The organism is Streptomyces sp. NPDC006332, from assembly GCF_040612855.1.
In the GTDB taxonomy this organism is placed as follows: Bacteria; Actinomycetota; Actinomycetes; order Streptomycetales; family Streptomycetaceae; genus Streptomyces.
The window spans coordinates 1-18,497 of record NZ_JBEXRA010000046.1 but is presented as its reverse complement, the minus strand read 5'-3'; the positions used below and the strand labels follow the sequence as shown (position 1 = coordinate 18,497).

General features: G+C 70.9%; 17 protein-coding genes. 7 read left to right on the top strand and 10 right to left on the bottom strand.

The annotated features are described in order from the left end of the window. The first annotated feature begins 9 nt into the window (after positions 1 to 9). Positions 10 to 561, top strand: coding sequence for a PadR family transcriptional regulator (locus ABZ027_RS32190; RefSeq protein WP_356774473.1), 552 nt, complete (start codon positions 10 to 12; stop codon positions 559 to 561). On the opposite strand, the gene ABZ027_RS32185 is transcribed toward ABZ027_RS32190, so the two are convergent. Both ABZ027_RS32185 and ABZ027_RS32180 read right to left on the bottom strand, forming a co-directional pair. Next, positions 549 to 1,088 carry a hypothetical protein gene (locus ABZ027_RS32185; protein ID WP_356774471.1) on the bottom strand — a complete coding sequence of 180 codons (540 nt, stop codon included), beginning with the start codon at positions 1,086 to 1,088 and terminating at the stop codon, positions 549 to 551. The two genes, ABZ027_RS32190 and ABZ027_RS32185, sit on opposite strands and share 13 nt — an antisense overlap. A gap of 249 nt (positions 1,089 to 1,337) precedes the next feature. Next, a complete protein-coding gene (locus ABZ027_RS32180) occupies positions 1,338 to 2,117 on the bottom strand; it encodes an SDR family NAD(P)-dependent oxidoreductase (RefSeq protein ID WP_356774469.1) in 780 nt (259 codons plus the stop codon). Positions 2,118 to 2,248: 131 nt separating this feature from the next. On the opposite strand from ABZ027_RS32180, the gene ABZ027_RS32175 reads away from it, so the two are divergent. Continuing rightward, positions 2,249 to 2,914: a TetR/AcrR family transcriptional regulator gene (locus tag ABZ027_RS32175; RefSeq protein WP_356774467.1), complete on the top strand. Its 666-nt coding sequence runs from the start codon at positions 2,249 to 2,251 to the stop codon at positions 2,912 to 2,914. 87 nt (positions 2,915 to 3,001) lie between these two features. Here ABZ027_RS32175 and ABZ027_RS32170 read toward each other — a convergent pair whose 3' ends face one another. Genes ABZ027_RS32170 through dhaK form a run of 3 tightly spaced genes read right to left on the bottom strand, consistent with a single transcriptional unit; the run spans position 3,002 to position 5,054 of the window. Then, positions 3,002 to 3,412: a PTS fructose transporter subunit IIA gene (locus tag ABZ027_RS32170; protein WP_356774465.1), complete on the bottom strand. Its 411-nt coding sequence runs from the start codon at positions 3,410 to 3,412 to the stop codon at positions 3,002 to 3,004. Further along, a complete protein-coding gene (gene dhaL / locus ABZ027_RS32165) occupies positions 3,405 to 4,013 on the bottom strand; it encodes a dihydroxyacetone kinase subunit DhaL (protein ID WP_356774463.1) in 609 nt (202 codons plus the stop codon). The genes ABZ027_RS32170 and dhaL overlap by 8 nt, the downstream gene beginning before the upstream one ends. 48 nt (positions 4,014 to 4,061) lie before the next feature. Then, complete coding sequence (dhaK, locus tag ABZ027_RS32160; RefSeq protein WP_356774461.1) at positions 4,062 to 5,054, bottom strand: dihydroxyacetone kinase subunit DhaK; 993 nt, start codon at positions 5,052 to 5,054, stop codon at positions 4,062 to 4,064. Positions 5,055 to 5,594: 540 nt separating this feature from the next. Here dhaK and ABZ027_RS32155 point away from each other — a divergent pair. Continuing rightward, on the top strand, positions 5,595 to 6,932 hold the full coding sequence (locus tag ABZ027_RS32155; protein WP_356774459.1) for a cation:dicarboxylase symporter family transporter: 1,338 nt from the start codon (positions 5,595 to 5,597) through the stop codon (positions 6,930 to 6,932). A gap of 76 nt (positions 6,933 to 7,008) precedes the next feature. On the opposite strand, the gene ABZ027_RS32150 is transcribed toward ABZ027_RS32155, so the two are convergent. Next, positions 7,009 to 8,208: a pyridoxal phosphate-dependent aminotransferase gene (locus ABZ027_RS32150; protein WP_356774457.1), complete on the bottom strand. Its 1,200-nt coding sequence runs from the start codon at positions 8,206 to 8,208 to the stop codon at positions 7,009 to 7,011. 204 nt (positions 8,209 to 8,412) lie between these two features. On the opposite strand from ABZ027_RS32150, the gene ABZ027_RS32145 reads away from it, so the two are divergent. Both ABZ027_RS32145 and ABZ027_RS32140 read left to right on the top strand, forming a co-directional pair. After that, positions 8,413 to 9,975, top strand: a complete 1,563-nt coding sequence (locus ABZ027_RS32145) for a PH domain-containing protein (protein ID WP_356774567.1) — start codon at positions 8,413 to 8,415, stop codon at positions 9,973 to 9,975. Positions 9,976 to 10,409: 434 nt separating this feature from the next. Further along, positions 10,410 to 12,806: an excinuclease ABC subunit UvrA gene (locus ABZ027_RS32140; protein WP_356774455.1), complete on the top strand. Its 2,397-nt coding sequence runs from the start codon at positions 10,410 to 10,412 to the stop codon at positions 12,804 to 12,806. 132 nt (positions 12,807 to 12,938) lie between these two features. On the opposite strand, the gene ABZ027_RS32135 is transcribed toward ABZ027_RS32140, so the two are convergent. Continuing rightward, complete coding sequence (locus ABZ027_RS32135) at positions 12,939 to 13,304, bottom strand: DUF6479 family protein (protein ID WP_356774453.1); 366 nt, start codon at positions 13,302 to 13,304, stop codon at positions 12,939 to 12,941. A gap of 136 nt (positions 13,305 to 13,440) precedes the next feature. Between ABZ027_RS32135 and ABZ027_RS32130 the strand changes: the two genes are divergently transcribed. Together ABZ027_RS32130 and ABZ027_RS32125 are read left to right on the top strand one after the other, a co-directional pair. After that, the gene (locus tag ABZ027_RS32130) at positions 13,441 to 13,815 is read left to right on the top strand and encodes a four-helix bundle copper-binding protein (RefSeq protein ID WP_356774451.1); all 375 of its coding nucleotides are present in this window, start codon (positions 13,441 to 13,443) and stop codon (positions 13,813 to 13,815) included. 175 nt (positions 13,816 to 13,990) lie between these two features. Further along, positions 13,991 to 15,169 carry an acyl-CoA dehydrogenase family protein gene (locus ABZ027_RS32125; RefSeq protein ID WP_356774449.1) on the top strand — a complete coding sequence of 393 codons (1,179 nt, stop codon included), beginning with the start codon at positions 13,991 to 13,993 and terminating at the stop codon, positions 15,167 to 15,169. Between the two features lie 483 nt (positions 15,170 to 15,652). Here ABZ027_RS32125 and ABZ027_RS32120 read toward each other — a convergent pair whose 3' ends face one another. From ABZ027_RS32120 to ABZ027_RS32110, 3 genes are all read right to left on the bottom strand, one after another. Beyond that, on the bottom strand, positions 15,653 to 16,456 hold the full coding sequence (locus ABZ027_RS32120; protein WP_356774447.1) for an SDR family NAD(P)-dependent oxidoreductase: 804 nt from the start codon (positions 16,454 to 16,456) through the stop codon (positions 15,653 to 15,655). Positions 16,457 to 16,554: 98 nt separating this feature from the next. After that, complete coding sequence (locus ABZ027_RS32115) at positions 16,555 to 17,313, bottom strand: SDR family oxidoreductase (protein WP_356774445.1); 759 nt, start codon at positions 17,311 to 17,313, stop codon at positions 16,555 to 16,557. 51 nt (positions 17,314 to 17,364) lie between these two features. Then, positions 17,365 to 18,306: an alpha/beta hydrolase gene (locus ABZ027_RS32110; RefSeq protein WP_356774443.1), complete on the bottom strand. Its 942-nt coding sequence runs from the start codon at positions 18,304 to 18,306 to the stop codon at positions 17,365 to 17,367. Positions 18,307 to 18,497: the final 191 nt, after the last annotated feature.

The following is an 18,497-nucleotide window of genomic DNA, read 5'->3' as shown; positions in this document are numbered from 1 at the left end:
GATGACCCCATGTCACTCCCGCACGCGATCCTCGTCGCCCTGCTCGAGAAGCCGTCGTCCGGTCTCGAGCTGACCCGCCGGTTCGACCGGTCGATCGGTTACTTCTGGTCGGCGACGCACCAGCAGATCTATCGCGAGCTGAGAAGACTGGAGGCCGAGGGGCATATCCGCACCCTCCCCGCCGAGCAGCCGGCCCGCGGGCAGAAGAAGAGCTACGAGGTCCTGCCCGCGGGCCGCGCGGAACTGGCCCGGTGGAGCGCCGCCGCCCAGGACCCGAAGCCGCTGCGGGACGTGCTGCTGTTGCGGCTGCGGGCGGCGGCGGTGGTGGGCACCGCCGGTATCGAGGCCGACTTGCGCCGCCATCTCGACCTGCACCGGCGGCAGTTGACCGAGTACGAGGAGATCGAGCAGCGTGACTTCCCGCCCGGCAAGGACACTCCGCAGGACCGGTTGAGGCACCTCGTGCTACGGGCAGGCATCGACCTCGAGACGTTCTGGACGCAGTGGCTCACCCATGCCCTGGAGGAGTTCGCCGACCTGCCCGCCGATCAGAGCCGGTAGGGCTTCGAACGTCGGCGCAGGAACCAGACCGTGGCCACCGCGCCCGTCGCCACCAGGCCCCCGCCGACCGCCAGGGTGAGGGTGCCGTAGTCCTTCGCGGCGCCGCCCAGCCCGCCCATGACACCGCGCGAGGGCGACGCCGTGGGGGAGGCGGTGGGTGTGGGGGCCGCGGAGACGATGACGGCCTGGCTGCCCGCCTGCGCCCCGTCCCGGTTGCAGATCACGATCACCGTGTACGTGCCCGGACTCACGTTGGACCACAGGGCCGACTGGAGGGCGTTGGTACCGGACAGTTCGGCCTGCCGGCCCTGCGCGAAGGTGGTCTGACTGCTGGTGAGCAGGGACGCCCTGCCGAAGCCGTTGTTGTTGCTGGTGCACGCGCTGGTCGTGACCGACACCGTGGCTCCGCTGGTGCTCACGGAGATCCCCGAGACGGCGGCGGCCGGCCCCGCGGCCAGGGTGAGCGGAAGCACGGTGGCGGCCGCGCCGGTCAGGCAGGAGCGGAGGAGTTGCCGAGTGGTCTGCATGGGTCTGCCCTCCGGCGGCACGGTGGCGGACATCCCTTGCGCCGCCGGGGGTCGGGGAACGCCGTGCTGCCTCAGGGAGAGCCAATGCGCTCACGGCCCCCCTCGCACCCGCACCGCCGCCGCTCAGGTGACGCGTTCCCACGACCGGCCGAGCCTGCCACCCCGATCGGCCACGTCCCGACCGCGGGCACCCGGTCGGCAGCCGGTCCGGCGTCAGGCAACCGCCGGACCCGCGGTGGTCCGGCGCCCTCAGACCGCCGACCAGCCGTCGTCGACCGGCAGGACCACGCCGTTGATGTTGCCGGCCGCGTCGGAGGCGAGGAACACGATGGCGGCGGCCTGCTCCTCGGGCTGGGCCAGTCGGCCCATGTTGACGAAGTGCGGCTGGATGGCCGCGGGCCCGTGCGCGCCCGCCTCCACGTCCACGGCGATGGCGGTCGCCGTGCCGCCCGGGGCGATGGCGTTCGCCCGGATGCCCTGCCCGCGGTACATCACCGCGAGGTTCTTCGTCAGTCCCACGATGCCGTGCTTCGAGGCCGTGTACGCGGCGCCCGCCGCGCTGCCCCGCAGACCCGCCTCGGACGCGGTGTTCACGATGACGCCCTTGCCGACCGCCAGCATGTGCGGCAACACCGCCCGCGTGAGCAGGAACGGCGCGGTGAGGTTGACCCGGATCACCCGTTCCCACTCCGAGTCGCTCACGTCCACCAGTGCCGACATGCGGTCCATGATCCCGGCGTTGTTCACCAGGACGTCCACCCCGCCCAAACGCTCCGTCGCGGTCTCGGCCACCCGATCGACGACCGCCTGCTCGCTGAGGTCGCCGGTCACGGCCACCGCGGTCCCGCCCGCCCGCTCGATCTCCTTGACCACCGCCTGGGCGCCCGCCTCGTTGAGATCGGCCACCAGGACCCGGTCACCCAGCGCGGCGAAGGCCAGTGCCGTGGCACGCCCGATGCCCGACCCCGCTCCGGTGACGATGACACTGCGCCCGCCCGTACCGTCCTCCACGAGGTGTCCGTCGACCATGAGGTGCTCCCTCCGTATGTCCTCGGACGCGGTGCCCGGGGCGGTCCCACCCTAAGACTTAATGTCTTCCAGTGACATAAACTCGTGCGGGAGAATTCCGGAGGCGTGATCACCACCAGCCGGAGGAACCCATGACCGCACCTCGCGGACGCGCGGGACGACCACCCCTCACCGAGGAACGCAAGGCCGAGACCAGGCTGCGGATCGCCCGGGCGGCGGTGGACCTGTTCGTCGCCCAGGGCGTCGTGGCGACCACCGGCGAACAGATCGGACATGCGGTCGGGGTCTCCGCGCGGACCGTGTGGCGGTACTTCCCGAGCAAGGAGAGCTGCGTACGACCACTGCTCTCGGCCGGCATCGACCTGGTCGCCGCCCGACTGCGCGACTGGCTCCCCGGGCAGTCCCTGGAGCAGCTCTTCGAGGACGAGTTCACCGACACCCACGACATCCCCGGCGGTCCCGGCCGCGCCACTGTGGGAGCCCTGGTCCGGCTGACCCGCACCGAGCCGGGTCTGCGCGCCGTATGGCTCCAGGTGTACGACGAGGCCGAGCCGGCGTTCGCCCGAGCCGTGGCCGAGCGGGCCGGGCTGCCCGCCGACGACCTGCGGACGACGATCCGGGCGGCGATGTTCAACGCGGCCCTGCGCGCCGCCGTCGAGCACTACGCGTGGCGCACCGACACGACGGCCGGCCCGTCGACGGCGGACGCCGGGACGACCGACGCCGCGACGGCGGACGCCGAGCTGGTGGCGACCCTGCGCTCGGCCTTCACCGTCGCGGCGGAAGGGCTCAGGTAGGGGCGACGGGTCCGACCGTCCGGTACCCGTACCCGTACCCGTACCCGGCGAGGCGAGGCCTCCGGTGCGGGACGGGTACCGGTGGGGTCAGACTTTCCGGTACGTGTACGCCTCGGAGGCCGCCGCCTCCACCGCCGCGAGGTCCGCTCCGGCAGCCGCCGTGACCACGGCCGCCACCGCTCCCTCGACGAACGGGGCGTCCACCAGCCGGGTGCCGTCCGGGAGTTCGTCCCCTTCCGCGAGCAGGGCCTTCACCGTGAGCACCGCGCTGCCGAGGTCGGTCAGGACGGCCACTCCGGCGCCCCGGTCGACGGAGGCGGCCGCCGCGGCGATCAGCTCCGCGCTGGTCCCGAGGTCGCCGCCCTCGGTGCCGCCCGCCGGAGCGACGGGCACGTCCGTGCCGCCGCCGGCGAGACTCTTCGCCAACCGGGCCACCGACGCGGCGACCTCCGCGCTGTGCGAGACCAGCACGATCCCGACGGGTTTCGCGTCACTCACCGGCTGCCTCCGCCACCTCGACGAGTCCGGCGATCAGCAGCGCCACCGAGGTGGCGCCGGGGTCCTGATGCCCGATGCTGCGTTCCCCGAGGTAGCTCGCCCTGCCCTTGCGGGCCTGCAACGGGATGGTCGCCTCGGCGCCCGCCTCGGCGGCCGCCCGGGCCGCGGTGAAACCGTCGGGGAGCGCGTCGACGGCCGGTACCAGCGCGTCGACCATGGTCTTGTCGCCGGGTGCGGCACCACCGAGCGTCATCACCGCGTCCACCCCGGCGCGCAGCGCCTGGGCGAACTGTTCCTCGCTGACCTCGGCGGAGTCGCCGAGGGCCTTGCCGGTGCGGCGCAGCAGCGTCCCGTACAGCGGCCCGGACGCCCCGCCGACGGTCGAGATGAGCTGACGTCCGGCGAGCGTGAGCACCGCACCGGGGGTGTCGGGCGCCTCCTTCTCCAGCGTCGCGTTCACCGCGGTGAATCCGCGCCGCAGATTGATGCCGTGGTCGGCGTCACCGATGGGGGAGTCGAGGGCGGTGAGCCGTTCCGCCTCACGTTCGACGGTCGCGGCGGTCACCGTCATCCAACGGTGGAAGAAGTCGGCGTCGAGCACAGGATCTCCTTGCGTGGTCGGTACGTTGCGATCTTCTGCCCCGTCCGGTCAGATGCCCCAGCGCAGTCCCGGAGTCTTCACCGGAGCGTCCCAGAGCCTGAGCAGTTCCTCATCGACCTGACACAGGGTGACCGAGGCGCCGGACATGTCGAGCGAGGTGACGTAGTTGCCGACGAGGGTGCGGGCGACGGCGACGCCGCGCTCCGTGAGCACCCGCTGCACCTCGGCGTTGAAGCCGTACAGCTCGAGCAGTGGCGTCGCCCCCATGCCGTTGACCAGGACGAGGACGGGATTGCGCGGGTTCATGTCGTCCAGGATCGCGCCGACCGAGAAGTCGGCGATCTCCCGGGAGGTCATCATGGGCCGCCGCTCCCGGCCCGGCTCGCCGTGGATGCCGATGCCCAGCTCCAGTTCACCGGCCGGCAGGTCGAAGGTGGGGCTGCCCTTGGCGGGCGTGGTGCAGGCGCTGAGCGCGACACCGAAGGTACGCGCGTTCTCGTTCACCTGGCGGGCCACCGCCGCCACCTGCTCCAGTGGCTGCCCCTCCTCCGCGGCGGCCCCGGCGATCTTCTCCACGAACAGCGTCGCGCCCGTGCCGCGCCGCCCGGCGGTGTACAGACTGTCCGTCACCGCCACGTCGTCATTGACCAGCACCTTGGCGACCTGGATGCCCTCGTCCTCGGCGAGTTCCGCCGCCATGTCGAAGTTGAGCACGTCCCCCGTGTAGTTCTTCACGATGAACAGGACTCCGGCCCCGCTGTCCACGGCGGCCGCCGCCCGCGCCATCTGGTCCGGCACCGGGGAGGTGAACACCTCGCCCGGGCAGGCCGCCGAGAGCATCCCGGGCCCCACGAACCCGCCGTGCAGCGGCTCGTGCCCCGATCCGCCACCGGAGATCAGTGCGACCTTCCCGGCCACGGGAGCGTCCCGCCGTACGATCACCCGGTTCTCGATGTCCACGGTCAACTCGGGATGGGCCGCCGCCATACCACGCAGCGCGTCGGCGACCACGGTCTCGGGGACGTTGATGAGCATCTTCATGGGTACCTCCTGATGAAGCCCGGCAGATGAGTCTGTGCCCTGTGTTTCTACCGGTCAGTATGAGTGTTACCGGATGTTGAACGCCGCCTGGACGCGTGGTCCGGGCTGTACTTTCACGGCCCGCGCACGAAGGGCCGCGGGGAGCGTTCACCTGCGTCACCCGAGTTCCCAGGTGCTCCGGTCGGCCACGATCACGCTGCGGGAGGGGACGCGAGGAGAGGCCGACCGTGGCACCGACTACGGGCGCCGCGTTCGCGTAGGAGCCCGCCCTGGTGGAGGCCCTCCGCCGCCTCGCACGGCACCCGTGTGATCAGCGTACTGCCGGGTGCGAACGACAGCGCCCTGGAAGAACACCCTCGCGGCCGACGCTTTTGGAGAAACATCCAAGCTTTGGGTCGATGTCGTCCTGGGGGTTCAGTCGTCGCCGCCCCTGAGTCCATAGTGACGCATCGCGGAAAACAAATTCCGCATCCCAGAAGTCGCTAGGAGGGGTGCCCTGTGCCTCTGTCCGCACCGTCCGTTCCACGCCGTGTCGCGCGCATGCTGCGTACCTCACTGTTCCTGCAGGTTTTCTGCGCTCTCGGACTCGGAGTTCTCGTCGGCCGGTTGTGGCCCGACGTCGGAACGGCGGTCCAGCCGCTCGGCGACGGCTTCGTGCGGCTCATCAAGGCGGTGATCGCGCCTCTGGTGTTCTGCGTCGTCGTCACCGGCATAGCGAAGGCCGGGAACCTCAGGGCGTTCGGGCGGATCGGTCTGAAGGCCCTGATCTGGTTCGAGGTCGCGACCACCTTCGCGCTGGTCTTCGGGCTCCTCGCCGGAAACCTCTTCCGGCCGGGCGCCGGCATGAACGTCGATCCGTCCACGCTCGACACCTCGGCGGTCGCCGACCAGACCGGCGGGGGTTCGCTGCCCTCCACGAGCGAGTTCGTCCTCCACGCACTGCCCGAGAGCGCGGTCGGCGCGTTCGCGGAGAACTCCCTGCTCCAAGTCCTCGTCCTGGCCTGCCTGATGGGCGCGGCGCTGCTGCACCTCGGCCTCACGAGGGTCCCCGCGATCCTGCCGGCCGTCGAGCAGGTCCAGGACATCGTGTTCGCGATCGTCGGCTTCGTCATGCGACTGGCCCCGCTCGCCGTCTTCGGCGCCACCGCCCATCTGGTGGGGGAGTACGGCCTCGGAGTGATGTCGACGTACGGCAAGTTGATCGGGGTCTGCTACGCGGTCGCACTCGTCTTCCTGCTCCTGCTCGCCGTCGCACTGAAGTTGACGACCGGGCTGAGCCTGTGGAGGTTCGTCCGCTACACCCGCGAGGAGATGCTGCTCGCGCTCGGCACCGCCTCCAGCGAGACGGTCATGCCGCGCATGATGCAGAAACTGCGCAAGGCCGGCTGCCGCGACGACGCCGTGGGCCTCGTGCTGCCCACCGGCTACTCCTTCAACCTCGACGGCGCGTCGATCTACCTCTCCGTCGCCACACTCTTCATCGCGCAGGCGGTCGGGGTCGATCTCACTCTCGGCCAGCAGATCACCGTGGTGCTGATGCTCATGCTGACCAGTAAGGGAATGGCGGGCGTGCCCGGTTCGGCCTTCCTCGCGCTCTCGGCCACCGCCTCCGCCCTCGGTGTCATCCCGGCCGGAGCCGTCGCCCTGCTGCTCGGCGTGGACCGCATCATGGACTCGATGCGCGTGGCCACCAACCTCCTCGGCAACTGTGTCGCCGTCTTCGCCGTCTCCCGCTGGGAGGGCGCGCTGGACACCGTGCGGGCCAAGAAGGTCCTCGGCGGCGAGATCGCCGTCGTACTGGAGGAGGACGATCCCCGTGCGCAGAGCGGCGCCGGGCAGCCCGCCGCCACCGTGGAACAGGCCAAGGAAACCGGCTGACGCCGTCGACCGCACACCTCACCCGCGGTCACGGCCCGTCGAGGGGTGATCGCGGGTGACGCGGTCGGTCCGTGCTTCAGCGCAGCGTGGCCACGAACTTCCCCAGCCGGGCGATCCCCTCGCGGAGCTGGCCCGCCGACGCCGCGTAGGAGAGGCGGACGTGAGTCTCGGCGGTGTGCACGCCGAAGTCCCTGCCCGGGGTGAGGGCGACGTGCGCCTCCTGGAGCGCTCGTTCGCAGAAGTCCCAAGAGGTGAGCCCGGTGCGGGCCACGTCGAAATAGACGTAGAAGGCACCGTCCGGGGGGACCGGGACGGGCAGTCCGATGCGGGCCAGGCCGTCGAGGACGAGCGCCCGCCGCTCGGCGAACTCGACGCGGCGGGCCTCGCAGACCGCGAGCGACTCGGGGGTGAAGCAGGCCAGAGCGGCCTGCTGGGCGGGAGCGGACGCGCAGAGGAAGTAGTTCTGGGCCAGGCGCTCCATCGCCGGCACGAGCGCCTCGGGGACGACGCACCAGCCGAGCCGCCAACCGGTCATGCCGAAGTACTTCGAGAAGCTGTTGATGACGACGGCGTCGGGGTCCGACGACAGCGCGCTGCGCGGCAGCCCGCCCCGAGTGCCGTGGTCGCTGAGGTCGAGATAGATCTCGTCGACGATCCGCCACGCGCCGCGTTCGCGGGCGAACGCGCAGATCGCCGCCAGTTCGTCGGCCGGGACCGAGGTCCCCGTCGGGTTCGACGGGGTGGCGATCATGACGCCGCGGGTCCGGTCCGTCCAACTCGACCGCACCGACGCGGCGTCCAGTTGGAAGCGGGTGGCGGCGGTGGTGGGAACGAGCGTGACATCGGCGCCGAAGCTTTCGACGATCTGCCGGTTGCAGGGGTACGACGGGTCCGCGATGAGTACCTCGTCGCCGGTGTCGACGAGGGCAGCGGTGGCCAGTACCAGCGCGGCCGAGGCGCCGGCGGTCACCACGACCCGGGCGGGGTCGACGTCGACGCCGTGCTGATCCCCGTAGAACCGTGCGACGGCCTGCCGAAGGGCGGGCGTCCCGAGGGCCGCGGTGTAGGGCAGCGGCCGTCCGTCCATGGCTTCGCGCATCGCGTCCAGTACGGCGGGGGGCGCGCCGAAGTCCGGTTCGCCGAGGCTGAGTTTGACGACCTGGTGCCCCTGGGCCTCCAGCAGCGCGGCCTGTTTGCCGAACTCCATGGCGTAGAACGGGGCGACGGCCCGGGCGCGTCGCGAGATCCGTATGTCACTGACGCCACTGTCGCTCATGTCGTGACCTCCGGCTCGTCGATGGGCGAGTTGGTCATGTCCTCTTCCTGGTCGCACGTGGATCAGCGTACGTTCACCCGTCACGAGGGGCCGCTCCCCGGGTTCGCCGACCGCAGCGCGGACGTCCCCGGCAGCGTCGCCGGTCCGCAGGCTGCCGGATTCCGCACATGTCACGGCCGACCCGCCGATGACAAAATCCCGGGCATGACAGATGCGGGGGAAGTCAGGTGTCATGCCCACCGGAAGCGCACATTATGGTTCCTCGTCGGGCTCGGGGCGGTGGGGGCGGCCCTGGCCGTCGCGCGCCTCGCGTACCGGGGCGGACTCCCGGACCCGTGGACATTCCTCGGCACCCTGATCGCCCTGGTGGGGACGGTGTCCCTGCACGCGGTCACCGTGCGGGTGGACGCCGACGCGTACGGCGTGCGCATACGGACGGTGCTGCGCCGCCGCAGCCTGCCCTGGTCCGACATCGCCGACCTGCGCGTGCGCCTGAAGTACGCGACCACCCCCCGGGTCCAGGAGACCCGACGCGTCAGCCTGCTGCTGCGCGACGGACGTGAACAGCTCCTGCCCCTGCCGCACAGCTGGTCCCCCGACGACCCGGACTTCGACAGGACACTGGCCGCGCTGCGCGCACTCCACAGCCGGTACGGGGCCCCGGAGTCGAACCATGTCCCCGTCATCTCGGCCCGCACCGCCGGACGTGGCTGGGCCGGGTCGCTGGGCCTGTGCGTGCTGCTGCTGGCGGCCGCCGCCGTGACCGCGTGGTTCGTGCCGTACACCGCGTCCCAGGAGCGGGAGTGGAGGTCGGCGGCCCCGTGCACCGCCGAGACGCCCGCCGCCGAGCGCGGGGAGTGCCTGAGCACCCAGTCGGCCGTGATCGCTCGTACCGAGGCCAGAGCGCCCAAGAAGAGCAGCTGGCTGTACTTCTCCGACAGTCGGCCGCTGCGGCGGCTCGGGGTCTCGCGGGAGGCCGCACAGGAGTTCCAGCCCGGCGACAAGGTGCAACTCGCCCTCTGGCGCGGCCAGGTCAGGGAGGTCGCCGGCGCCCGCCATGTGTGGCGCGAGCACATCACCGGCGCCGGGGACCTGGCGGTGCTCGCGGCCGGGTTCGCCCTCGCCGCGGGCTACCCCGAGGCCCAGGCGATGCTGCGCCTGCGGGGGCGCCGGCTGCCCGACGACGAGATCCTCCCCTCGGCGCTTCCGTTCGCGGGCGCGCTCGTCGGTACGGCGCTGTGGCTGCTGCCGCTGTGCTACCTCCATCCCACGACCCTGTTCACCTCTCGCACCGCGGTCTCCTGGGCGGCCGCGGGGACGCTAGCCAGCTCGGGCCTGTTCGTCTGGGCCTGGCGCGCCACCGGAGTCCGCAGGCCCGTGGACTCGGGCACGTCCGAGGAGTCGGACGAGACGCGTCAGGAGGAGGTGTTCCTGGCCGCCCGATTCCTGGAGCACACCGATTACAACCCGTACGGCTTCGGCACCCACATCGTCCTCGGCGGCGGCGGTCCCCCCGCGGTGACGCCCCACCCGGGTCCGGACCGGTTCGCGGCGAAACCGATCCCGATGGATCGGCTCACCCTCAGGGACCTGCGGCGCCCCCGGGGCAGCGACGGCGACACCGTTCCCCGAAGCTGGCACATCGCCGAACTCGATGACGCGGGCACCCTGGTCCGCCTCGCGGCCGCCCCGGCCGACCTGACCCGCATCCTGCGCGAACTGGGCCTGGCGCTGCCGTCGAGCCGTGTCACTTCGCCGCCCCGTTGACGGACGTGGCCGTCTCACTCCTGAGGATCAGGGGCGGGTGGGCGCGGTGGTCTTCGACGCGGGCGCCCGGGCGCTTGGAGCCGGGACTGGGGCGCCGTCCCGCGGGGCCCGTCCGGTGTGTGGAATCGGTGAGCAGACCGATCAGGAATTGAGAAGCGGCGTCCCCCGGCCGCGGCTAGCGTGGCGGCCATGGATCTCAGACGTCGGACACGACGGGACGCAGTGGATCACGGTCGCTTCCGCCGACCGAGCCGGCACGTCCGTCGTCCCGTGTCCACAGTCGTACGGGGTGCGCGACAGCGCTTCCGTGATCCCGCCGGCCCGCCTGATTCGAACCCGGGGGAAGCGCTGAGCGCGCCCTTGGCCGCCCCTGGATCAGGTGGCCGACAGACCGTTGCCGCGACCGCGCAGGACGAAGGAGAACCGGAGACACGATGAGCATGGCCACCAGAACGGACTCGCCCTCGCCCGCGCCGCACGTCGCCGACAGCCACGACCTGATCCGTGTGCACGGCGCGCGCGAGAACAACCTCAAGGACGTCAGCATCGAGATCCCCAAGCGCCGGCTGACGGTGTTCACCGGGGTCTCCGGCTCCGGGAAGAGCTCGCTGGTGTTCGACACGATCGCCGCGGAGTCGCAACGGCTGATCAACGAGACCTACAGCGCCTTCGTGCAGGGCTTCATGCCGACGCTGGCGCGGCCCGAGGTCGACGTCCTCGACGGGCTGACCACCGTGATCAGCGTCGACCAGCAGCGGATGGGCGCCGACCCACGCTCCACGGTCGGCACCGCCACCGACGCCAACGCGATGCTGCGCATCCTCTTCAGCCGGCTCGGCGAGCCGCACATCGGCCCGCCCAGCGCGTACTCCTTCAACACCGCCTCGGTCCGGGCGAGCGGTGGGATCACCGTCGAACGCGGCGCCGCCAAGACCAGGACCGTGAAGGCGACCTTCAACCGCACCGGCGGCATGTGCACCCGCTGCGAGGGCCGCGGATCGGTCTCCGACATCGACCTCACCCAGCTCTACGACGACTCCAAGTCGCTCGAGGAGGGCGCCTTCACCATCCCCGGCTGGAAGTCGGACAGCCAGTGGACCGTGCAGGTCTACGCCCAGTCCGGCTTCGTCGACCCGAAGAAGCCGATCCGCAACTACACCAAGAAGGAGATGCAGGCCTTCCTCTACGGGGAGCCCGTCAAGGTCAAGGTCAACGGCGTCAACCTCACCTACGAAGGACTGATCCCCAAGATCCAGAAATCGTTCCTGTCCAAGGACAAGGAGGCGTTGCAGCCGCACATCCGGGCGTTCGTGGAGCGGGCGGTCACCTTCACCACCTGCCCCGAGTGCGAGGGCACCCGGCTCAGTGAGGGGGCCCGGTCGTCGAAGATCAAGACGATCAGCATCGCCGACGCGTGCGCGATGGAGATCAGGGACCTGGCGGAATGGGTCCGCGGTCTCGACGAGCCGTCGGTGGCGCCGCTGCTCGCCGCGCTGCGCGGCACCCTCGAGTCGTTCGTGGAGATCGGACTCGGTTACCTCTCGCTCGACCGGCCGTCGGGCACGCTGTCGGGCGGTGAGGCGCAGCGCGTCAAGATGATCCGCCACCTCGGCTCCTCGCTCACCGACATCACCTACGTCTTCGACGAACCCACCATCGGTCTGCACCCGCATGACATCCAGCGGATGAACGACCTGCTGCTGCGGCTGCGGGACAAGGGCAACACCGTGCTCGTCGTGGAGCACAAGCCGGAGACGATCGCGATCGCCGACCACGTCGTCGACCTCGGCCCCGGCGCCGGCACGGCGGGCGGCACCGTCTGCTTCGAGGGCACCGTCGAGGAGCTCCGGGTCGGTGGCACCATCACGGGCCGCCATTTCGACGACCGGGCCGCCCTCAAGGACACCGTCCGCAAGCCCGCCGGAACACTGGAGATCCGCGACGCGACGACGCACAACCTGCGGGGTGTCGACGTCGACATCCCACTCGGAGTGCTCTGCGTGGTCACCGGTGTCGCCGGCTCCGGCAAGAGCTCGCTCGTGCACGGGTCGATTCCCGCCGACGAGGGTGTGGTGTCGATCGACCAGAGCCCGATCCGCGGCTCGCGGCGCAGCAACCCGGCGACGTACACCGGCCTGCTCGAACCGGTCCGTAAGGCATTCGCGAAAGCCAACGGGGTGAAGCCGGCGCTGTTCAGCGCCAACTCCGAGGGCGCCTGCCCCACCTGCAACGGCGCCGGCGTCATCTACACCGACCTGGCGATGATGGCCGGCGTGGCCACCCCCTGCGAGGAGTGCGAGGGCAAGCGGTTCCAGGCCTCGGTGCTGGAGTACCGCCTCGGCGGCCGCGACATCAGCGAGGTCCTCGCGATGTCGGTGAGCGAGGCCGAGGAGTTCTTCGGCGCGGGCGAGGCGCACACCCCCGCCGCGCACCGCGTACTCGGGCGGCTCGCCGATGTCGGTCTCGGCTACCTCAGCCTCGGCCAGCCGCTCACCACCCTGTCCGGCGGTGAGCGACAGCGGCTCAAGCTGGCCACCCACATGGCCGAGAAGGGCGGCGTCCTGGTCCTCGACGAGCCCACCACCGGCCTTCACCTCGCCGACGTCGAGCAACTGCTCGGCCTGCTCGACCGGCTCGTCGACTCCGGCAAGTCGGTCATCGTCGTCGAGCACCACCAGGCGGTCATGGCACACGCCGACTGGATCATCGACCTGGGCCCCGGCGCCGGACACGACGGCGGCAAGATCGTCTTCGAGGGCACCCCCGCCGACCTGGTCGCCGCCCGCTCCACCCTCACCGGCGAACACCTCGCGGCCTACGTCGGCGCCTGACCCGGGCCGACGCAGGGTGGCTGTGCGCAGGGCCGGGGTGCCGGGCGATGGAGGTCCCGGCACCCCGGCCCTGCGACCGTTTCCGCAACTGGCAACTGGCAACTGGCATCCGCAACCGCGAATGCGGCCGATTCAGCGCCCGCCCGCGCCCCCGCTGCCGAAGGAACCGCTGCTGCCCTCGTCCCAGCGCGGCCGTCCCTCGGACGTGCCGCTGCGGGTGCCGGCGTTGCCGTGCCCGGGCATCTGGTGCGGGGTCAGCCGCTGATCGCTCTGCGGCACCTCGTTCGGCTCCCGGTTCTCCCTGACCTCGCGGACCGCACCGCCCTCCGGGGGCCGCGGCTGCTCCGCCGGCGTCGGCCGTGGCGGCTCGCGCCTCTTGACCCGTACGCCCAGCCAGAAGGCGCCGATCAGGACCGCCACAACCACCACGCCCGCCACGATCAGACCGCCGGCCAGAGCGCCCCGGCCTGCGGCGATGTCCATCCATGAGGTATTCATGGCACGCGAGTACCCCTGGCACCGACGGCGAACCCGCAGGTCCCGGCCGTCCGCCGGAGGGCGGGCTGGCCCTGAGGCCGACCGAGCCCTTGGGAACACCGGGTTTGACGCGGTGGGCGACGGCTACCCGCCCGGTGTGACGACGACAACATCCCAGCAGGAGCTCTTCCGGTTCCTGGAGGACAGGTTCACCTGCGCCCAGGCGTGCACCGAGTGCGCACGGGCGTGTGCCTTGCGTGCCAGCCTCGTGGATCCGGACGCGACCGAGGAACAGGAACTCGTACGACGCAAGGGCATCATGTGCGCGGAGGTCTGCGACGCGACCTGCCGTGTGCTGTCCGAGCAGAACCGGCTCGACGAAGACGGCATACGCGCGCAACTGGAGTGGTGCCGGTCGGTGTGCCTGGAGACGGCGCACGCCTTCGACCGGTACCCGGGAGCCGAGGACAGCGCGAAGGCGTGCCGGGAGTGCGCCCAGGCGTGCTCGGACTTCATGGCCACGCTCGTCTGAGGGGCCGGAGCGCCCAGCCCGGCACGGACTGTGACCCTGTGCCCGCCGAACGGTCGGCGGGCACAGTGCCGGGCGGATGAGCGTCGCGTGCCCCGCTCCGCACGCCCATTCCCAATTTCTGCAACACGTTCTACGGTGTGCGCCGTCAGGACCGGCCTGGGAGCCTGGAGGCGCCGTGCACCTCGATCACACGCCCGAGCAGCAGCGGCTGCGCATCGAACTCCGTGCCTACTTCGCCGAGTTGGTGCCCGACAACGCGCACGCCCGCTTCACCGACCGTGCCGCCCAGAAGCGCTTCTACCGGGACACGATCCGCCGCCTCGGCACGGACGGCTGGCTCGGGGTGGGCTGGCCCGAGGAGTACGGCGGGCGGGGCATGTCGGCGATGGAGCAGTTCATCTTCTTCGACGAGGCCGCCCAGGCCGGCGTCCCGCTGCCGCTGATGGCGCTGAACACCGTCGGCCCGACGATCATGCGGTACGGCACGGACGAGCAGAAGGCGTACTTCCTGCCGAAGATCCTCTCCGGGGAGATCGACTTCGCGATCGGCTACAGCGAGCCCGAGGCCGGTACCGATCTGGCGTCCTTGAAGACGCGTGCCGTGCGGGACGGCGACGACTACGTCGTCAACGGCCAGAAGATCTGGACCACCAACGGCGACACCGCCGACTGGGTGTGGCTCGCGGTCCGTACCGACCCGGACGCCCCGCCGCACAAGGGCATCACCATGCTCCTGATGCCGACCACCGACCCCGGCTACTCCTGCACCGTCATCAACACCCTGGCCTCGCACGACACCACGGCCAGCTACTACGAGAACGTCCGCGTCCCCGCCGCCCACCGCGTCGGTGAGGAGAACCAGGGCTGGCGGCTGATCACCAACCAGCTCAACCACGAGCGCGTCACCCTCGCCGCACACGGCACCATGGCCATCCGCGCCCTGCACGACGTCCAGCGCTGGGCCATGGAGACCAAGCTCGCCGACGGCCGCCGCGTGGTCGACCTGCCCTGGGTACGTCGCCTGCTCGCCCGTACCCACACCCGGCTGGACGCCCTCAAACTCATGAACTGGCGGATGGTGAGCGCCGTCGAGGACGGCACCCTCACCCCGCAGGACGCCTCCGCGGTAAAGGTGTACGGCTCCGAGGCCCGCCGGGACGCCTACGGTTGGCTGATGGAGATCGTCGGTGCCGCGGGCGCGCTGAAGGAGGGCTCGGCGGGTGCGGTGCTGCACGGCGAACTGGAACGCGGCTACCGCTCCGCGGTGATCTTCACCTTCGGCGGCGGCAACAACGAGATCCAGCGGGAGATCATCTCCTGGATCGGGCTGGGGATGCCGAGGGTCCGACGCTGACGCCCTGTGACGTGCTCCGCCCACCAGCCGTCAGGTGAATCCTGCCTGACGGCTGAAGCACTCCTCAAAACACTGCTGTCCGGGACCGCCGGCTTGCAGGGGCCGCAGTCGCTCACGACGCCGCCTCGGCGCCGGCGCCCTCAAGTGGACCGGCAGCTCGGCCGCGTCTCGCGCGGCAGTGGGCAGCCTCCGACCCCGGCCGCCGAGGACGTGGCTGCCGGGGCCTGTGGGTTCGGGCCCTGGATGGTTCATCCGCCGCCACCCGGGCCGGCAGGGCGCGCCGGATGTTGCCCGCGCGCCGCGGGTCCGTTCCCATGAACGGGTTCACCCTCAGCGCGCCGGCCGAACCCGCTAGCCGGTGGCGTGAGTGGGGGAACGAGGCGCGGACCGGGAAGCTGCCCACCGCGAGCTGACCCGGGCCCTGAAGCCGCAGGTTGCCGCACTCAGCTCGTGATCCTCCGGGCTGCGCGCTTCATCGGCCTTCTAGTGCTCAGGGCGCGGCTTGGCCTTGGTGGCGTGGCGGGCGGCCTTGTAGGTCTCGGGCAGGAAGCGGTGTTGGATGGCGGTGCGCTTGGTGGTGGTGTCGCCGCCGACGATTTCGGCGCGTCCGTTCATCAGGGCGAGGAAGCCCTGGCGGGCGACTTCCTTGCGGCTGTTCTTCTTCATGCCGGGGCCGAAGGCGGTGTTGTTCATGCCGGCGCTGGCGTGGAAGTTGCTGTCGGTGGCTCCGGGCATGAGGCATGTGACGGTGACGCCGTGTTCCTTGAGTTCCTCGCGCAATCCGAGGGCGAACATGCGGGTGAAGGCGCGGGAAGGTCCGTACACGGTCTCGTAGGGGGTGGGCAGGGTCGCGGACAGTGACGAGGTGATCAGGATGCGGCCTCGGCCGTTGTCGGCCATGTGCCGGGCGACGTGCTTGGCCAGGTGGACGACGGAGGCCACGTTCAGCTGGATCAGGGAGAGTTCGTCGTCGAGGTCGGTGTCGAGGAAGGCGCCGCCGATGCTGCGGCCGGCGTTGAGGACTGCGGCGTCGAGCGGTCGGCCGGTCTCCCGCACCGCCCGCCACACCGTCTCGATGCCCTCGCTCTCGGCGAGGTCGGCGCGCACGGGTGTGACGTGGACGCCGTGCCGTGCGAGGTCGGCTGCTGCCTGGTCGGTGTTCTCGCTGCGGCCGGTGGCGATCAGGTCGAAGCCGTTGATGGCGAACAGCTTCGCGAGTTCGTAGCCGATGCCCGCGGAGGCCCCGGTCACCAGGGCGAGCGGGCGGTGGGATGCGGTGCTGCTCATGAGGGGTGCTCCTTTTCCGTGTGCTGGTGGGCGTCCGGTGCTGCCGGTGACCGACCACCGTGGGGGAGTGTGGGGTCGCTGCGGTCCTGGGGGTCGGACTACCAGGCCTGGCGGGTGGGGTGGATGACGATGTCGTTGACGGTGACGTCGGCAGGTTGGTCGAGGGCGTGGACGACGGCGTCGGCCACGCGGTCGGGGTGGATGGCACCCTTGTTGAGGTCCTTGGCGGCCTGTTTGCCCTCTGCGCTGGGGACCTTGTCGGCCCAGCCGGTGTCGATGACCCCGGGGCTGATCATGGAGACCTGAATGCCGTGGGCGATGCCGACTTCCTGGCGGAGGCTGTCGGTGATGCCGCGGATGAAGAACTTGGTGGCGCTGTACACGCCGCTGGCGTCCCCGACGCGGATGCCGGCCACCGAGCTGAGGTTGAGGATGTGGCCCGACCGGCGGGCGACCATGCCGGGCAGGACGGCACTGATGGCGTGCAGATAGCCGCGGAGGTTGGTGTCGATCATCTTGTCCCAGTCGTCGACGGCACGGTCGGACCACTTGGAGAAGAGCATCAGGCCCGCGTTGTTGACCAGGTGGTCGACGGGGCCGTACTCGCCGGCGGCGAAGTCCATCAGGCCCTCGACGTCGTCCCGGCTGGTGACGTCGGTGACGCGGGCGGTCGCGGTGCCGCCGGCCTCGCGGATCTCGGTGACCAGGGTGTTGAGCTTGTCGGCGTTGCGGGCGGCGAGGACGACGCGGGCACCACGCGCGGCCAAGGCGCGGGCGGTGGCCGCACCGATGCCGGAGGAGGCGCCGGTGATGACGCTGACGCGGGCCTGGAGGTGGTTGTCGTGGCTGTCAGCCATGGTGGCTCTCTCCTTCTGCGAACCTTCTGCGGACTTTCTGCGACGCGGTGTTCAGGCGGTGCGTGCGCGGGTGTCGAAGTCGAGGAACATGCGCAGGAACCCCTCCGGGTTCTCCTCGGGCACCCAGTGGCCGGCGTCCTCGACGAGGTGGCCGGTGACCTGGTCGGCGATCTCCTCGCACATGGCCCGGTAGTTGGCGGCCAGTGATTGGGTGGCGCCGCCGGAGGCGAGCACGGGGAGGGTGAGCTTGCCGTCGGAGGCGATGGCGTCGCGGTGGATCTGGGCGTCGTGGTCGAGTTCCCGGTAGATCTCGCACAGGGCGCGCATCGCGCCGGGGGCCTCAAAGGCGCGGGCGTAGACGTCCACATCGGCGTCGGTGATGGCGTCGGGCTGGTAGGTCAGGTCGTCGAAGAACCGCGTGATGTACCAGCGTTCCCGGCCGTGGGTGAGGTGGACGGCGATGTCGGGGTTGGCGTGGAAGTCGAAGTGCCAGGCGCTCTTGGCGACCTTGCGCTGCTCGTAGTAGTCCGTGCCGGGCAGCGGGGCTTCCATGGTGGTGAGGCTGACGACGTCGTCGCGATAGCGCAGGGCGTAGCCGAACGCCAGCATCGAACCGAGGTCGTGGCCGACCACGGAGACTGGCCCCGGGATGCCGAGGTCGTGAATGAGGGTGTGAAGGTCGGCGGCCATGGTCCACTTGTCGTAGCCGTCGCGGGGTTTGGTCGAGGCGCCGGCGCCGCGGTAGTCGGGGGCGACGACGCGGTAGCCGGCCTGCGCCAGCGGGGTGAGGACCTTGCGCCAGGCGTGCCGGGTCTGCGGGGCGCCGTGGACGAGCACCACGGTCTTCGGCGCCGCGCCCTCGGGCAACGGGGACGGTTCGGCGAGGGTGTAGCCGATGCGGACGCCGGCGTCCTGATCGATCCAGGCGCGTCCGTGGCTGATCCGGACATTGGCGTGGTCGGTGCCGGTGGCTGCTGAGTGGTGGGCGCTCATCCTGGCGCGCCTTTCGTCGTACGGGTGTGGGCGGTGGTGGAAGGTCCGACTGTGGGGCCAGCGGCGGCTGGGGCCGACAGCTGCGGGGGCGGCTCGGGTCGGTGGGCCTTCCGTGCGGGGTACTGGGCGGGCCGCAACCCTTTTCCGTGCGCAACGATCTGGTTCGGATTCCTGCGCGTGTGGAATTCAGT

What these genes read in the sequence shown, in the direction of transcription:
- ABZ027_RS32190 (WP_356774473.1), top strand. Translation starts at nt 10, where the DNA reads ATGTCACTCCCGCACGCGATCCTCGTCGCCCTGCTCGAGAAGCCGTCG.
- ABZ027_RS32185 (WP_356774471.1), bottom strand. Translation starts at nt 1,088, where the DNA reads ATGCAGACCACTCGGCAACTCCTCCGCTCCTGCCTGACCGGCGCGGCC.
- ABZ027_RS32180 (WP_356774469.1), bottom strand. Translation starts at nt 2,117, where the DNA reads ATGGTCGACGGACACCTCGTGGAGGACGGTACGGGCGGGCGCAGTGTC.
- ABZ027_RS32175 (WP_356774467.1), top strand. Translation starts at nt 2,249, where the DNA reads ATGACCGCACCTCGCGGACGCGCGGGACGACCACCCCTCACCGAGGAA.
- dhaK (WP_356774461.1), bottom strand. Translation starts at nt 5,054, where the DNA reads ATGAAGATGCTCATCAACGTCCCCGAGACCGTGGTCGCCGACGCGCTG.
- ABZ027_RS32155 (WP_356774459.1), top strand. Translation starts at nt 5,595, where the DNA reads ATGCTGCGTACCTCACTGTTCCTGCAGGTTTTCTGCGCTCTCGGACTC.
- ABZ027_RS32150 (WP_356774457.1), bottom strand. Translation starts at nt 8,208, where the DNA reads ATGAGCGACAGTGGCGTCAGTGACATACGGATCTCGCGACGCGCCCGG.
- ABZ027_RS32145 (WP_356774567.1), top strand. Translation starts at nt 8,413, where the DNA reads ATGACAGATGCGGGGGAAGTCAGGTGTCATGCCCACCGGAAGCGCACA.
- ABZ027_RS32140 (WP_356774455.1), top strand. Translation starts at nt 10,410, where the DNA reads ATGAGCATGGCCACCAGAACGGACTCGCCCTCGCCCGCGCCGCACGTC.
- ABZ027_RS32135 (WP_356774453.1), bottom strand. Translation starts at nt 13,304, where the DNA reads ATGAATACCTCATGGATGGACATCGCCGCAGGCCGGGGCGCTCTGGCC.
- ABZ027_RS32120 (WP_356774447.1), bottom strand. Translation starts at nt 16,456, where the DNA reads ATGAGCAGCACCGCATCCCACCGCCCGCTCGCCCTGGTGACCGGGGCC.
- ABZ027_RS32115 (WP_356774445.1), bottom strand. Translation starts at nt 17,313, where the DNA reads ATGGCTGACAGCCACGACAACCACCTCCAGGCCCGCGTCAGCGTCATC.
- ABZ027_RS32110 (WP_356774443.1), bottom strand. Translation starts at nt 18,306, where the DNA reads ATGAGCGCCCACCACTCAGCAGCCACCGGCACCGACCACGCCAATGTC.